A 14,706-nucleotide genomic window follows, 5' to 3' on the forward strand; every position below is an offset into this window, starting at 1 on the left:
CCGGGCCGCGGCGCGGGATGGCACGGGACGGCTCTGCGTTGCACGGGGCGCGACGCGACACGGGGCGCGGGGCGCGGCGCGACACGGGCATGCCCCCGGGCCCGGACCCCGCGACGCGGGGTGAGCGCTCGTCAGGCGGGCGCCTCGTCGGCGCGGCGGGCGGGCAGCGCGGCGCGCGCGAGGCCCGCGGCGTCGTGCTGCTCCTCGGCCAGGACGAACGAGGCGGCGAGCTGCTCGGCGGCGAGGCTGGAGTACAGGCCACCCGCGGCGAGCAGTTCGCTGTGGGTTCCGGATTCGACGATGCGGCCGGCATCCACCACGTGAATCCGATCCGCGCCGATGACCGTCGACAGGCGGTGCGCGATCGAGAGGGTCGTGCGTCCGTGCGAGGCGGTCTCGAGGGCTTCTTGCACGATGCGCTCCGACACGGTGTCGAGGGCGCTCGTCGCCTCGTCGAGCAGCAGGACCGGCGGGTCTTTCAGCAGCACGCGCGCGATCGCGATGCGCTGCTTCTCACCGCCCGACAGTCGGTACCCGCGCTCACCCACGACCGTGTCGTACCCCGCCTCGAACGAGGCGATGACGTGATGGATGTTCGCCGCGCGGCACGCGGCCTCGATCTCGTCGTCGGTGGCATCGGGCCGGGCGTACCGCAGGTTCTCGCGCACCGTCGCGTGGAAGAGGTACGTCTCTTGAGAGACGATCCCGATCTCGTCGATGATCGAGGCGCGCTCGAGGGTGCGCACGTCGGCGCCCGAGAACATCACCGCACCCCCGGTCGCCTCGTACATGCGCGGGGTGAGGTACAGGATCGTCGTCTTGCCCGCTCCCGAGGGACCGACGAAGGCCACGTGCTGGCCCGGCTCGACGGTGAACGAGACGCCGTCGAGGGTCGGCCGCGCCTGCTCGGGGGCGTCGGGGTAGCGGAACTCGACATCGCGGAACTCGATCCGTCCCACCGGACCCGGCGCGGCCGAGACGGGCAGCGCGTCCGGTGCGTCGACGATCGCCGGACGCAGGTCGAGGTACTCGAAGATGCGCGCGAACAGCGCCGACGAGGTCTGCACGTCGAGGGCCACGCGCATGAGCCCCATCAGCGGCATGAGCAACCGGGCCTGCACCGTCGTGAAGGCCACGATCGTACCGGCCGTGATGGCCCCGGCGCCCCCGCCGATGAGGTATCCGGCGACGAAGTAGATGACAGCGGGCACGCTCGACATGATGACCTGCACGACCGCGAAGAAACCCTGACCGCTCATGGCCCGGCGCACCTGCAGGTGGACCTGGTTGTCGTTCTCGGCATCGAACCGCGCGGATTCGGTGCGCTGGCGATTGAACGACTTCGACAACAGGATGCCGGAAACGCTCAGCGTCTCTTGCGTGATCGCCGACAGCTCCGACAGAGACTCCTGCGTCTCGCCGGCGATCCGCGCGCGAACCTGCCCCACGCGCCGCTGCACGAAGAGCAGGAACGGCATGAGGGCGACGGCGATCAGGGTCAGCCGCCAGTCGATGAGGATCATCGCCACGAGCGACGCGATCACGGTCACGGCGTTGCCGAGGATGCTCGTGACCGTGTTCGTCAGTACTCCCGAGACGCCGCCCACGTCGTTCTGCAGACGCGACTGGATGACGCCCGTCTTCGTGCGGGTGAAGAAGCCCAGCTCCATGTTCTGGAGGTGGTCGAACAGGCGCGTACGCAAATCGCCCGTCACGCGATTGCCCACGGTGGCGGTGAGCCAGGTCTGGCCCACATTGAGCGCCGCCGAGACGAGGAAGAGTCCGATCATCACGCTCACGAGGAGGGCGAGAAGCTGCAGGTCGGGGCTCGACCCGTCGACCGGGAAGAGCGCGTCGTCGAAGATGCGCTGCACGAGCAGCGGCGGGATGACCGCGACGGCCGCGCCCACGACGACCAGCAGCGCCGTGACGGCGATCCGACCGCGGTAGGGCCGGAAGAGCTCGACGACCCGGCGTCCGAGGTTCGGCACGCGCGGGGCCTGGGCGTTGCGGCGACGCTGCACGTCCGCGTCGACGCCGCGGAACATGCTTCCGCCCATACCCATGCTCATGATCGTCAGCCTACGTCCGACCTCCGACACCGGCGCCCGCCCCGGCGATGTCGGAGGCACCCGATAGGGTCGCGAGCGGATCCTCGACGATCCGCGGCGCCCACCTCGGAATAACCCGGGCCGCATTTCCGTTCCGACCCACGCAGTCGCCCTCCGTGGCGCCACGAAGCCCCCCGCACGAAAAGGACCTCGTCATGGCCGCCACCGGCACCGTTCCCGTCTCCCGACCGCATACCGCCTCCACGCCCGCGGCGTCGTCGCCCCGCACCGGCCCCGTCATCGCCCTGCTCGTCGTCGCCGCGTTCGTCGTCATCCTCAACGAGACCACCATGTCGGTGGCGCTCCCGGCGATCATGGCCGACTTCGGCGTGAGCGCCGCCACCGGACAGTGGCTCACCTCGGCGTTCCTGTTGACGATGGCCGTCGTGATCCCCCTGACCGGCTTCCTGCTCGAGCGCTTCCCCATCCGCGTCGTGTTCTTCAGCGCGATGGGGGTGTTCGCGGTGGGCACGCTCGTGGCCGCGATCGCGCCCCTCTTCGGCGTCCTGCTCGCGGGTCGCATCATCCAGGCGATGGGCACGGGCGTGATGATGCCCCTGTTGTTCACCACCGTGTTGAACCTCGTCCCCGCCAACAAGCGCGGCCGCGTGATGGGCGTCGTCACCATCGTCATCGCCGTCGCACCCGCGGTGGGTCCGACGGTGTCCGGCCTCATCCTGTCGGCTCTCACCTGGCACGCCATCTTCTGGCTCATCCTGCCGATCGCGCTCGTGGCCATCGCGCTCGGAGCGCGCTGGGTCCGCAACGTCACTCAGACCCGCCCCGACGCACGATTCGACGTTCTCTCCGTGGTCCTGTCGGCGATCGGCTTCGGCGGACTCGTCTACGGCCTCAGCGCCATCGGCGAATCGGCATCCGGCCACTCCTCCGTTCCGGTGTGGATTCCTCTCGCGGTCGGCGCGGTCTTCGTCACCGTGTTCGTCATCCGTCAGCTCCGTCTGCAGCGGTCGGACTCGGCCCTGCTCGACCTCCGCGTGTTCCAGAGCTCGTCGTTCCGTCTCGCGGTGCCCATGGTCGCGATCGTGATGGCGGCGCTCTTCGGCTCGCTCATCCTGCTGCCGATCTTCCTTCAGCAGGCACTCGGCCTGAGCAGTCTCACGGTGGGTCTCATGCTGCTTCCCGGTGGCGTGCTCATGGGCGTCATGGCGCCGATCGTCGGCCGCCTCTTCGACCGCTTCGGACCGACCCCGCTCGTCATCCCCGGGATGCTCATCGCGGCCGCGGTGCTGTGGACGATGGCGCTGACCTTCGGTCAGGACACGCCCATCTGGTGGATCGTGACGGTTTACCTCGCCCTCAACCTCGGGCTGGGTCTCGTCTTCACGCCGCTGATGACCTCCGCGCTCGGCTCGCTCCCCCGCCGGTTGTACTCGCACGGCAGTGCGGTGGTGGGCACCGCCCAGCAGGTGGCCGGCGCAGCGGGCACGGCCGGTTTCGTGGCGATCATGACCGTGTTCTCCAGCGCTGCTCTGGCCGGCGGTGCCGATCAGACCGCCGCCGTCGCGTCAGGCGTGCACGCGTCGTTCCTGGTCGGAGCGGTCATCGCCACCGCAGCGGTCGTGCTCGCGTGCTTCGTCCGTAAGCCGGCCGAGACCGAAGAGGCCGACCTGCCCGCCGTCGCGCACTGACCGCCGTCCCGGGCGGGGCTGCCGCTCGCCGGTTCTGCGGGCGACGGCGGCTCCGACCCCGGAGGGGTGAGCAGGCGTCACGGCGGCTTCGACACCTCTGCGTCACCTGCGGCGCCGCGCGCAGACGGGCGACGGCGTGAATCAGAGGGAGCAGGAACCGCCGCCGCAGCACTGCGACGCGGACGGCTTCTGGTCGTTCTCGTTCTCGACAGCGGGGGCGTCGAGCAGCGCGATCAGCGGCTTGGACGCGGGGGTCGTGTCAGACGTGGTGTCACCGGACATGCGCTCCATGCTACGCCTGCGCGCGAGCGCGAGGGCCGGCACCCTCGCTAACGCCGTGCCGCGGTATCCGCAACCCCCGTCCCGCGGTCGCTGCGCCTTCCTAGCGTGGAAACACCCCGATCGAGAAAGAAGGGCTTTCCATGACCGATCTCAGCGGCAAGCGCATCGCATTCCTGCTCACCGACGGCTTCGAGGACTCCGAGCTCACCAGCCCGTGGGATGCCGTGACCTCCGCCGGCGCCGAGGCCGTTCTGGTCTCGCCGAGCGACGGCAGCATCACCGGCGAGAAGGGTCACGAGCAGAAGGTCGACCTCTCCGTCTCGAGCGCCTCGGCGGGCGACTTCGACGCCCTCGTGCTCCCCGGCGGCGTCCAGAACGCCGACGACATCCGCATCGTCAAGGACGCCGTGTCGTTCGCCCGCGACTTCTTCGACCAGCACAAGCCGGTCGCCGTCATCTGCCACGGCGGATGGATCCTCACCGAGGCCGACGTGCTGAAGGGCCGCACCCTCACCAGCTACCCGACGCTGCAGACCGACCTGCGCAACGCGGGTGCGACGTGGGTCGACGAAGAGGTGCACGTCGACCAGGGCCTCGTTTCGAGCCGCAACCCCGACGATCTGCCCGCGTTCAACGCCAAGCTCATCGAAGAGGTCGCCGAGGGAAAGCACTCCGGTCAGACCGCCTGAGCGTTCCTCACGATGGGGCCCCGCACTCCGGTGCGGGGCCCTTTCGTCGTCCCCGGTGCGTGAGGGGTCGAAAGGTGTCGCCGAGCGCCGACGTAGGCGACACTTTTCGACCCCTCACGCGGGTTGGGCGCCGGGCAGCGTCTGGCACGACGGGCACCACTGCCCGCCGCCCTTCGTGCCGGGGATGTCCTCGATCACGCCGCGGCAGTCGGGGCACGGCTCCCCCGTGCGTCCGTGCACGCGCATCGATGCGACCTTCGCCGCCTTCTGCTCCGCGATCGGCACGCCGCGCCGCGCGATCACCGCGGCCGTCAGGGTGTCGTGCAGCGCGTGGTGGAGGCGCGTGACGTCGTCGTCGCTCAGCGCCGCCGCGTGCGCCATCGGCGACAGGCGCGCGGCGAAGAGGATCTCGTCCGAGTACGCGTTCCCGATCCCCGCGAGGGTCTCCTGCTCTTGCAGCAACGCCTTCAGCTGCTTGCGCCGACGCCCGAGCGCCTCGGCGAGCATCTCGCGCGAGTAGCCGGGGTCGGCGGCATCCGGGCCCAGTTTCGCAACCGCGGGCACCTCGTCGGCCGCATCGACGACGTGCAGCTGCACCGAGAGCCATTCGCCGGCATCGGTGATGCCCAGGATGCCCTGCTCGAACGCGATCCGCGCGATCACGGCCGCACCCGGGGAGGCGTCGTCGTCCGTGGTCGGGGCGTCCCACGTCGCCCACCCCGCCCGGCCGAAGCCGAGACCCAGGTGCACGCCCTCGAGGTCGACGTCGATGTGCTTGCCGTAGCGCGTGACGGCCGTCACCGTCCGGCCCACGATCTCGTCGAGCGGACGCGTGCGGGTCTTGAGCGCCCGCCCCTCGACGAGCTCGACGCCTGTGACCTCGCGACCGATGAGGCACTCGCGCAGGAACAGCGCGAGCGCCTCGACCTCGGGTGCCTCAGGCACGGGCCACCGCTCTCAGGACTCCGTCGACGCCGGGGGCGTAGCCGACGCCGGGGGCGTGGTCGCCGCCGGGGGCGTGGTCGGCGCCGCGTACGAGCGGGTCGACGCGGCCTCGCCCGACTGTTGGGCGCCGGCGAAGGCGTCGGCCACGACACGTCCCTGGATGATCTGGGTCAGGTCGATGCCGGTCGCCGCACGCACGGCCTCGAACGACGAGCGCAGGCCCGTGGCCGACTCCGCCGCGAGGTGACCGCTCGCGCCCTCGCCGCCGAGCACCGTGATGTTGCCGACGCGGTCGTAGCCCTTGGCGAACTCGGCCATCATCGGCACGAGCGCCTCGAGCGCGCGCTGCGCGAGCAGCGCCTCCTGGTTGTGCGACAGGGCCTCGGCCTCGGCGCGGATCGCCTCGGCGCGGGCCTCACCGGCCAGGCGCACGGCCTGCGCGTCGGCCTCGGCGCGCACGCGCACGGCAGCGGCTTCCTGCTCGGCGATCTCGGCACGGGCCTGGGCCGCCTTGATCTGCGCGTAGGCCTCGGCATCGGCGTCCTTCTGACGCTGATACAGGTCGGCGTCGGCGACGCGCGAGACCTCGGACTCCAGGCGCGCCTGCGTGTTCTGCGCCTCCTGCTGCAGAACGGCCTGGCGACGCTCGGCGCGGGTCAGAGCCTCGGCCTGCTCGGCCTCGGCGTTGGCGCGACCGACCTCGGCCTTGGCCGCGGCGCTGTTCTTGTCGAGCTTCGTCTGCTCGATCAGGTTCGCCTCGTCGGTGGCGATCTGGCGGGCGCGGATCTCGCGAACGGCGTTGATGCGGGCGACCTCGGCCTCGCGCTTGACGCGCTCCACCTCGGTGGCGCCCAGAGCGGAGATGTAGCCGTTGGTGTCGGTGACGCCCTGGATCTGGAACGAGTCGAGGATGAGGCCCTGCGACGACAGGTCGGCCTTGATGCCCTCGGCGATCTGGTCCGACAGGCGCTGGCGGTCGCGCATGAGCTCCTCGACCGTCAGCGTCGCGACGACACCGCGCAGCGCACCCTCGAGCTGCTCGGTGGTGAACTGCTCGATCGCCTTGTCCTGCGAGGCGAAGCGCTCGGCCGCTCGGCGCACCGATTCGGGATCGGATCCGATCTTCACCAGCGCGACACCGCTGACGTTCACGGTCACGCCGTTCGACGACTGCGCGGTCGGCTCCATCTTGATCTGGCGAGCGCGCAGCGAGATCATCTCTCCGCGCTGGGTGAGCGGGTTGACGATCGCTCCGCCCCCGGTGATCACCGTGATGCGGGACGATTCGCCATCGGCGCTCTTCTGCCGCTTTCCGACGATGACCAGCGCTTCGTCGGCCTTCGCGACGCGGTACCACCCGCGGATGATCAGGCTGAGCACGATCACCACGACGATCGCGATCACCACGGCGATGGCGGCGATGACGCCGACGGCTCCGAGAGCGGCGAGTTCCATACTTCTCCTTCGACGGGTACCGCAGACCGCGATACGGGGGAATTCCTTCCAACCTATCCGGGGGCCCTCGGGCGGTGTCCACCCCCTCGGCGCACGATTGCGTCCCCTTCGGGGCGGCCAGGAGCGTACCGTTGAAGGTGGGCGGCCCGAACCGCCCCAGAAGGGTCCCCCATGAAGATCGTTTCGTCGCAGGACTGGCGAGATGCCATCCGCTTCGATGCTCCCGTGCTCGTGTCCGAGGTCGTTCCGGGCGAAGCCACCCGCTGCGTCGCCTGCGGCACCGACGGTCCGCTGTACGAGCGCACCGAGCTGTGGGCGGTCAAGCACCGCCACCCCAAGCACCACGGCGGCTTCGTCCGCTTCTACTGCGAGGTGCACAAGCCGGCCGCTCCCCCGCCGCCGCCCGCCCCGACCATCGAGGCTCGCCGGGCCCGCGCCGCGTCCGCGCCGAAAGAGCGTCGCGCCCCGAGCCTGAAGCCGACCCCGATCACCGATCGCCCCACCCGCGCGATGTGCCCCGACTGCTTCGTCGAGGTCTCGGCGGGCGGCGACTGCGGAATGTGCGGCGCCCAGGTCGTCTGACCGGCCGCCCCGACGAACAGAACCGCCCCGGATCGCTCCGGGGCGGTTCTGGTGTTCGGGGGCGTCAGCGTGCCGAGATCGTCCAGGCCGCCTCGTGCGAGGCGCCGGGGTCGAGCGAGATGACGCCGGTGTCGAAGTCGTAGGCGTCGTCGTTGAACGCGTCGGGGGCGCAGGTCATCGGCTCCACCGCGAGCCCCGCGCGGTGCCCGGGCGTCCCGGGTCCGTCCGGCAGGTCGGCGGTGTGGATCTGCACCCAGGCGCACTCCCCGGCCCAGCTCATCGCCACCCCCGTGCCCGACGGGTCGGTGACGGTCACGGTCGCGCGGCCGTCGGCATCCCGGATCAATCCCGTGAAGGCGTGGTCGATCTCGACGGCGCCCAGCACGCGCTCGGCGCGGTAGTCGAAGCGCTCCGCGTCGGAGGTGACGGATGCCAGCGCCACCGGCGACAGCCGGTCCGGGGTGACCTCGAGCACGGTGTCGGCGGGGAGACCGAGGGTCCACTCGTCCAGCGTCGCGGGGCCGGCGACCAGGTACGGGTGGGGTCCGGTGCCCCACGGCGCCGGGGTGTCGGACAGGTTGGTCGCGCGCACAATCTGCGTGAGGCCGTCGACCCCGAGGCGGTACGTGGTCGACACGACCAGCCACCAGGGGTATCCGGCCTGCGCGGTGACGGTCGCGGTGAGCGTGACGGCGTCGTCGGAGGCCTCGAGCACGTTCCAGTCGACCCACGAGAGCAGACCGTGCAGCGCGTGACCGCGGTTCGGCTCGGTCAGCGGCAGCTGGTGCTCGCGTCCGTCGAAGTGGTGGATGCCGTCGACCACGCGATTCGGCCACGGGGCGAGGGTCGTCCCGCGGTAGGCGGGACGCAGTTCGTCGGCGTCGAAGGGGACGACGAGGTCGCGGCCCTCGTGCGTCAGGGAGCGGAGCGAGGCGCCGACGCTCGCGATCGCGGCTTCGTAGCCGTGGGCGCGCAGGACGACGGGGGTACCCGAGACCACGGTGGGGGTCTCGGTGGGAACGGCAGCGGTCATGACGCCATTATTCCGGCCGCGGCGCCGCCTCCCCGGCATCCCGCTCGACGGGTTTCATCCGAACAGACGAAATGCCCCGACCCACCGAGGGGTCGAGGCATTCCGGGGAGGGCGACTTACTTGAAGGCGTCCTTGACGTTCTCGCCGGCCTGCTTGGCGTGGGCCTTGGTCTGGTCGGCCTGACCTTCGGCCTCGAGGCGCTCGTTGTTCGTCGCCTTGCCTGCGGCTTCCTTCGCCTTGCCAGCGATGTTCTCCGCGGCGTTCTTGATCTTGTCGTCGAGTCCCATAGTCGGCTCCTCCCGTGTGGTCCTCGGGTAATTCCCGATGTGCGTACACGGTAAGTCGACGACCCTGAGCGGAAAGGGGGGCTTGAAATTCAGGTCGTCGTGAGGCAGCGGACGGATTAGGTTCGACACGTGGGCATCCCCGGAGAACTCTCGTGAGCACCCTCGCCGATTTCGGCGATCTCCTCGAGGAGGCTCCCGGCGAACCGCGACCGAGCGGTCGGGCCGGGCGCATCGCGCTCATTGTCTTCCTCATCGTCACGCTCGTCGTGCTCGGCGGGAGCGGGGGCTACGTGTGGTGGGCCTCGGCCGCCCCGCTGCCCGCCCCGACCGTCACCTCGAAGACTCCGGTCGCGAACGCCGGGGCGCCGGCATCCCTCGCCCTCCCCTCCGGCGGAGAGATGCTGCTGCGCGTCGAGGGAGGCGCCGATTATCTCGGCCCCGACGCGGCCCAGTCCTTCGCGGCCGTGGGCGGGAACGATGCGCGCTCGCTCGCGAGCATCTCGAAGCTCATCACGGCGCTCGTCGTGCTCGATGCGCACCCGCTCGACGGTCCCACCGACCCGGGCCCGACCATCTCGTACACCGAGGCCGACACCGACCTCTACGACCAGTTCTACGTGCAGGGCGCGGTGATCGCGCGGATGCCCGACGGTCTGAAGCTGTCGCTGCACGACTCGCTGACGACGATGCTCCTGCCCTCGGCCGCCAATTACGCCGTGGCGATCGCCCGGTGGGGCTTCGGCTCAGAGGGGGCGTACGTGTCGGCGGCGCGGTCGTGGCTGAGCAAGAACGGTCTCAACGACACCCGCATCGTGGATGCCACGGGCATCGACTCCCGCAACTCCAGCACGCCGAGCGATCTGCTGACGCTGGCGAAGATCGCGGAGGCGAACCCCGTCATCGCCCAGATCGCCGGCACCAAATCGGCGCAGATAAACGGCCCCGGATTCGTCACCAACACCAACGACCTGCTCGGCACGCTCGGGATCACCGGGCTGAAGACCGGGAACCTCGGCGACGGCTCGTTCAACCTGCTCTTCACCTCGTCGCTCGACGTGGGAATCGGCGCTCCCCTGCAGATCACCGGGGTGCGCCTCGGCGGCGAGACCCACGACAGCACCGACGCCGACGTCCGCAAGCTCCTGCAGAGCCTCAGCGACGGCTTCCACGACATCCCGCTCGGCACCGTCGGCGACACGATCGGCACGATCTCGACGCCGTGGGGGTCGAGCGCATCCCTCGTGCTGGCGCAGACCACGAAGCTGCGCACGTGGTCCGACACCCCCGTCACGGTGGACCTGAAGACCACCACGCCCCAGAACTACGCCGACGGCGAGGTCGTCGGCTCGGTGACCTGGACCGCGGGGCCGAAGACGACGTCGTCGAGCGTGAAGATCGCAGGAGCGATCGAGGAGCCGACCCTGTGGTGGCGCCTGACCCACCCGGGCGAGCTGGACTGAGCGCCGAGAACGCACCCGTTCGTCGAGGACGCATCGAGGGGACGCCGAGAGCCCGCGGTCTCGTCGAACGTCCGCGTCCTCGGCGCGTTGTCGGCGAACCGCCGCGGCGGTAGCGTCGAAGAATGCGGCGGACCACTTCGATTCTCACGGTCGCGGTGCTGGCCGCGCTCGGGCTCAGCGCCTGCGCTCCGGAGCCGATAGCCGCACCGACCACGACGGACGCCGCCACGCCGACGTTCACGCCGACCGTCAAGCCGACGCCGACGGTGACCCCCACCGCCGACACCAGCGCCCCGGCGAGCGATGCGGTGCTCATCGTGCAGCTCGGCGGCGCCTCGATCGCGGCCGGCTCGTCGCTGGCGTACTCGATCGGCGCGGTCGAGGCGTGGACGGCGGCCCTGGGCACGGCACCCACGCAGTCGCCGGTCGAAGGCCCCTACGGCGGCACCCTCGACCTCACCGCCCTCGAGTGGCCCGGGCTCACGCTGACCGTGCCGAACGACGGGTCGACCCGCGGTGCCTCCCTGCGCGTGACCGCGCCCACCGTCGCCGGTCACCCCGTCGTCACCAGCGGGGGCATCGGTGTCGGCTCCACCCGCGCCGAGGCCGTCGCCGCGGGCGCCACCGAGGGTTTCGACGCCACCGAGCTGCGCCTCGACACCCGCGACGCCCCGGGCACGCAGTCGCTCCAGCGCCCGGGCGAGGTCGGCCGCGAGTACGTGATGCTCGTCCTCGAGGGCGACTCCGTCACGCAGATCATCCTGCCCGGGAACGACTACAGCGATATCTGACCGGGCGCCCTCCTAGGCTGGCGTCATGACCGCCCTCTCCCCCGCCCGCATCGATCGCGCCGTCGGCGTCGTCCTCGTCTCGGCCGCGGGCGACGCCCTCGGCTCCGCGTACGAATTCGGCCCGGCCCTCGCCGACGACGTCGTTCCCGCCTTCGGCCGCGGGCATTTCGGCCACGGCGAGCGCGAGTGGACCGACGACACGAGCATGGCCGTTCCGATCCTCGACGAACTCGCCGCCGGGCACCGGCTCGAAGACCCGTCGTCGCTCGAGACCATCGTCCACCGCTGGCAGGAGTGGGCGCGCGACGCCCTCGACGTCGGAGCCCAGACCCGCCACGTGCTGTCCCGCATCCCCGCCGAGGGACGAATGGATGCCATCACCGCGGCATCCCGCGCCGTGCACGGCGCGTCCGGTCGCAGCGGAGGCAACGGCTCCCTCATGCGCACGGGCCCCGTCGCCCTCGGCTACCTCGACCGCCCGCGGGAGGAGCTCGCCGCGGCCGCCGGGGCCGTCGCCCGCCTCACCCACTGGGAGGACGACAATCTCGACGCGTGCGCGCTGTGGTGCGGGGCGATCCGCCACGGCATCCTGACCGGAGAACTCGACATGCGCGCGCAGCTCGACCTCGTGCCCGCCGAGCGCCGGGATCGCTGGGCCGATCTGATCGAGGCGACCGAGGGCCGGCATCCCCGCGACTTCGAACAGGCGAACGGGTGGATCGTCCGGGCGTTCCAGGGTGCCCTCGCCGCCGTCTCCGGGGCGGCGACTCCGCTCGACGCGATCGAGCGGGCCGTCCGCGGCGGCAACGACACCGACACGGTCGCGGCCATCGCCGGCTCGCTCGCGGGAGCGCTGTGGGGCGCCGAGGCACTGCCCTCCTCCCACGCTGAGGGCTTGCACGGTTGGCCGGGCATCGACGGCGCCGAGCTCGCGCGCCGGGCGCGGGTGGCCGTGGGGGCCTGACTCCTGAGTGGTACCATTTCTCGTACCACTCAGGAGGAACCATGGCCATCACGACGAGCGAAGCACGGCGCGACCTCTTCGGATTGATCGAACGCGTCAACCTCGACCACTCTGAAATCGAGATCACGTCGAAGCGCGGTTCCGCCGTCCTGATGTCCAAAGACGAGTACGACTCTCTGGTCGAGACCAGCTACCTGCTTCGCTCCCCCGAGAACGCTCGCCGACTGCTCGACGGACTCGAGAGCGCCCGCGCCGGAGACGTCGAGGAACACGATCTCGTCGAACCGTGACGGATCGCACGCTCGCCTGGACGCGGCAGGCCTGGGAAGACTACGTCTACTGGCAGACACAGGACCGGAGGACCCTGCGCCGGGTCAACCAGCTGATCGCCGATGTCCTACGCGACGATCCCTTTGAGGGGATCGGCAAGCCAGAACCCCTGAAGCATGCACTGGCGGGCGCGTGGTCGCGCAGGATCGACGAAGCGAATCGGTTGGTCTACGTTGCAGACGGCACGCGCGTCACGATCCTGCAGGCGCGATACCACTACTGAAGAGCGTCCCTCCCCCGGGAGAGCGCTGTATACGGTGTTCGGCAGGGTCCAATCACGCGCGAACCCACCGGGACGGCTCCTAGCCCCCGAACCACGAGGATCGGGCCAACAAACCTCCTGCGCCGACGACACGGTGCTTGCGGATGCCCGCCCCGCACGGAATGTGAGCGTCAGAGCGAGGTCACCACGCTGAACACCGTGATCAAGATCCCCACCGGCACGATCAGGGCGGCCGGGGCGATCGCGATCCCGATCCACACCCACCGCGGCAGGCTGCGCTTGAGCCGACGCCCCTCCGGACCGACGGATGCCGAGAGTCCGGGCACCGCGCGGTCATCGCTGTATCCGTCGGTCTGCGTCCACGCCTTCGCGCCCACAGTGTCCCGGATTCGCGCGAAACGCTCCCACACCGCGGGGTCGTGCAGGTCGAAGCCGCCCGGGCGGTAGACGATCAGCATGTCGTCGCGCACCTCCACGTCGAGGTCGCCCGTCTCATCGATGAGCAGCGCCATCAGATCGGGCGTGAAGACGTACAGGGCGTCGCGCTCGTACCCTTTCGGCGCGAAGAGGTGGAAATGCGTGTCGAAGTCCCCCTCGAGCAAGAGTCGCTGATTCCGCCGAGGCTGATGCTGAAGAGACGACAGGATGCCGTTGTTGCTCCGCGCATCGAGCACGAAATGCGGCAGATGCCGGGGCAACCGGATCGCCAGGTAGCCGAGGTTGATGTTCTTCACCGGCATGTTCACCGAGACGCTCGTGCGAATCGTGACGATCCCGCTCTGGCGAACGTTCTCGGCCGTGCGCGCCCCGCCGACGATCCGGCCGACCTCCCAGTCCGGTCCGGCGATGCGGTCCTGGACGTTGCCCGCCGTGGCGTACTCCCACATGTCGCCCGAGAGCGCGGGGGGCTCCGCGGTGGGCTGATAGCTCCAGCCGTTCGCCGCGGCGAAGGAGGCGAGGTCGTCGATGCGGGTGGGTTCGGGGGTGGTCACTCGCCCGACCCTAGCGGGGCGCCTCAGAAGTCCTCATCCCTCAGCCCGAGCTCGTCCCAGCGACGCGCCACGACCTCCCCGGCCAGTTTCTCGAGCTCGAACCTTCGCGGAGCGCCATGCTTGTTCGCGGATGCGCGGCGCCACAGGAAGCGCTGCCCCACCGTCACACTCGGCAAGTGGTAGTCGAGAAAGCCGGCGTCGATCTCACGGAGGGTGTACCACCCCGGCCCGTAGTCCTCGAAGGGAAGTTCCTTCTGTCCGTCGGGCCAAACGACCAGGAACCACAACCACGGAGCCCGTCGCGGCCACGCCATTTCGAGGACGACGCAGGCGAGATGGCCGTGCGGCTCGCCGTCGACCGAGAGCGTCCAGACCGCGCGGTGGTAGGAACGCAATGACGTATCGGCGGGCTCGTAGATCCGAGGCTGGCCATCCGCGTCCATCACCTGTCGCCCTTCACTCGTAGTTCAGCAGGTCGTAGCGAACCAGAGTCGACGCCCCACCATCGTCCGAGATCCAATGTCCTATGCGCTCGGCTCCCCCGTTCACCCCTGATGCTCGCTTCCGAGCGGCCACGGCTCGTAGTGCACGTCGGCGAATGCGGCGACCTCCTGCTGCAAGCGCTTCGCGATCCCCGCGCCCGCCTCACCCCAGGCTTCGCGAGCGGCATCGCTCTTCCACCCGTCGAACGGGTCGAACTGCGACTCCCACAACGTGTTCCACTCGGCGATCTCCCGCGTCAGCGCCTCTGAGAGACCGTACATCTCGGGGGTCGTCGTGTATCCGACATCCCAGGTGGGCGTCGAGTTCTCCCAGAGCGGCCAGTCACGCGTGTAGTCCGGGAAGAGCCGGATCACACGACGAGGAGGGGGGATCTGCGCCATGGCGTCGAGACTATCCCCGGGCCCCGCCG

Annotated in this window: 17 protein-coding genes; 8 read left to right on the forward strand and 9 right to left on the reverse strand. The window is 70.3% G+C overall.

Features of this window, described 5'->3' with window-relative positions; all coding sequences use genetic code 11:
- Positions 1-131: 131 nt before the first annotated feature.
- Positions 132-2,072 carry an ABC transporter ATP-binding protein gene (locus tag F9B98_RS11975; protein WP_225310320.1) on the reverse strand — a complete coding sequence of 647 codons (1,941 nt, stop codon included), beginning with the start codon at positions 2,070-2,072 and terminating at the stop codon, positions 132-134.
- 194 nt (positions 2,073-2,266) lie between these two features.
- Here F9B98_RS11975 and F9B98_RS11980 point away from each other — a divergent pair, with 194 nt between their 5' ends.
- Positions 2,267-3,760, forward strand: a complete 1,494-nt coding sequence (locus F9B98_RS11980) for an MDR family MFS transporter (RefSeq protein ID WP_150957656.1) — start codon at positions 2,267-2,269, stop codon at positions 3,758-3,760.
- A gap of 141 nt (positions 3,761-3,901) precedes the next feature.
- Here F9B98_RS11980 and F9B98_RS15960 read toward each other — a convergent pair whose 3' ends face one another.
- On the reverse strand, positions 3,902-4,042 hold the full coding sequence (locus F9B98_RS15960) for a hypothetical protein (RefSeq protein WP_191966809.1): 141 nt from the start codon (positions 4,040-4,042) through the stop codon (positions 3,902-3,904).
- Between the two features lie 140 nt (positions 4,043-4,182).
- Between F9B98_RS15960 and F9B98_RS11985 the strand changes: the two genes are divergently transcribed.
- The gene (locus F9B98_RS11985) at positions 4,183-4,731 is read left to right on the forward strand and encodes a type 1 glutamine amidotransferase domain-containing protein (RefSeq protein ID WP_150957658.1); all 549 of its coding nucleotides are present in this window, start codon (positions 4,183-4,185) and stop codon (positions 4,729-4,731) included.
- A gap of 114 nt (positions 4,732-4,845) precedes the next feature.
- Here F9B98_RS11985 and F9B98_RS11990 read toward each other — a convergent pair whose 3' ends face one another.
- Positions 4,846-5,676: a DNA-formamidopyrimidine glycosylase family protein gene (locus F9B98_RS11990; RefSeq protein WP_150957660.1), complete on the reverse strand. Its 831-nt coding sequence runs from the start codon at positions 5,674-5,676 to the stop codon at positions 4,846-4,848.
- 12 nt (positions 5,677-5,688) lie between these two features.
- Positions 5,689-7,131, reverse strand: a complete 1,443-nt coding sequence (locus F9B98_RS11995) for a flotillin family protein (RefSeq protein ID WP_150957662.1) — start codon at positions 7,129-7,131, stop codon at positions 5,689-5,691.
- Positions 7,132-7,302: 171 nt separating this feature from the next.
- Between F9B98_RS11995 and F9B98_RS12000 the strand changes: the two genes are divergently transcribed.
- The gene (locus F9B98_RS12000; protein WP_150957664.1) at positions 7,303-7,713 is read left to right on the forward strand and encodes a glucose-6-phosphate dehydrogenase; all 411 of its coding nucleotides are present in this window, start codon (positions 7,303-7,305) and stop codon (positions 7,711-7,713) included.
- Between the two features lie 64 nt (positions 7,714-7,777).
- Here F9B98_RS12000 and F9B98_RS12005 read toward each other — a convergent pair whose 3' ends face one another.
- Both F9B98_RS12005 and F9B98_RS12010 read right to left on the reverse strand, forming a co-directional pair.
- The gene (locus tag F9B98_RS12005; protein WP_150957666.1) at positions 7,778-8,746 is read right to left on the reverse strand and encodes an aldose 1-epimerase family protein; all 969 of its coding nucleotides are present in this window, start codon (positions 8,744-8,746) and stop codon (positions 7,778-7,780) included.
- A 116-nt stretch (positions 8,747-8,862) separates the two neighbouring features.
- Positions 8,863-9,033: a CsbD family protein gene (locus F9B98_RS12010; protein ID WP_136585266.1), complete on the reverse strand. Its 171-nt coding sequence runs from the start codon at positions 9,031-9,033 to the stop codon at positions 8,863-8,865.
- 152 nt (positions 9,034-9,185) lie between these two features.
- Here F9B98_RS12010 and F9B98_RS12015 point away from each other — a divergent pair, with 152 nt between their 5' ends.
- The 5 genes from F9B98_RS12015 (at position 9,186) to F9B98_RS12035 (ending at position 12,801) form a co-directional block, all read left to right on the forward strand.
- Positions 9,186-10,493, forward strand: a complete 1,308-nt coding sequence (locus F9B98_RS12015) for a D-alanyl-D-alanine carboxypeptidase (RefSeq protein WP_225310321.1) — start codon at positions 9,186-9,188, stop codon at positions 10,491-10,493.
- Between the two features lie 122 nt (positions 10,494-10,615).
- Entirely contained in the window at positions 10,616-11,284 is a 669-nt protein-coding gene (locus F9B98_RS12020; protein ID WP_150957668.1) for a hypothetical protein, read from the forward strand.
- Positions 11,285-11,309: 25 nt separating this feature from the next.
- Complete coding sequence (locus F9B98_RS12025; RefSeq protein ID WP_150957671.1) at positions 11,310-12,248, forward strand: ADP-ribosylglycohydrolase family protein; 939 nt, start codon at positions 11,310-11,312, stop codon at positions 12,246-12,248.
- Between the two features lie 41 nt (positions 12,249-12,289).
- Positions 12,290-12,538 (forward strand): type II toxin-antitoxin system Phd/YefM family antitoxin, encoded by a 249-nt coding sequence (locus tag F9B98_RS12030; RefSeq protein ID WP_150957673.1) that lies wholly within the window; start codon positions 12,290-12,292, stop codon positions 12,536-12,538.
- Positions 12,535-12,801, forward strand: coding sequence for a Txe/YoeB family addiction module toxin (locus tag F9B98_RS12035; protein WP_150957676.1), 267 nt, complete (start codon positions 12,535-12,537; stop codon positions 12,799-12,801). The genes F9B98_RS12030 and F9B98_RS12035 overlap by 4 nt, the downstream gene beginning before the upstream one ends.
- A 170-nt stretch (positions 12,802-12,971) precedes the next feature.
- Here F9B98_RS12035 and F9B98_RS12040 read toward each other — a convergent pair whose 3' ends face one another.
- The 3 genes from F9B98_RS12040 to F9B98_RS12050 all read right to left on the reverse strand — a co-directional run bounded on the left by F9B98_RS12040 (position 12,972) and on the right by F9B98_RS12050 (position 14,677).
- On the reverse strand, positions 12,972-13,793 hold the full coding sequence (locus F9B98_RS12040; protein WP_150957678.1) for a hypothetical protein: 822 nt from the start codon (positions 13,791-13,793) through the stop codon (positions 12,972-12,974).
- Positions 13,794-13,816: 23 nt separating this feature from the next.
- Entirely contained in the window at positions 13,817-14,236 is a 420-nt protein-coding gene (locus tag F9B98_RS12045) for a hypothetical protein (protein WP_150957680.1), read from the reverse strand.
- Positions 14,237-14,338: 102 nt separating this feature from the next.
- The gene (locus F9B98_RS12050) at positions 14,339-14,677 is read right to left on the reverse strand and encodes a hypothetical protein (RefSeq protein ID WP_150957682.1); all 339 of its coding nucleotides are present in this window, start codon (positions 14,675-14,677) and stop codon (positions 14,339-14,341) included.
- Between the last annotated feature and the right edge of the window lie 29 nt (positions 14,678-14,706).

Source organism: Microbacterium testaceum StLB037, assembly GCF_008763945.1.
Lineage (GTDB): Bacteria > Actinomycetota > Actinomycetes > Actinomycetales > Microbacteriaceae > Microbacterium > Microbacterium testaceum_G.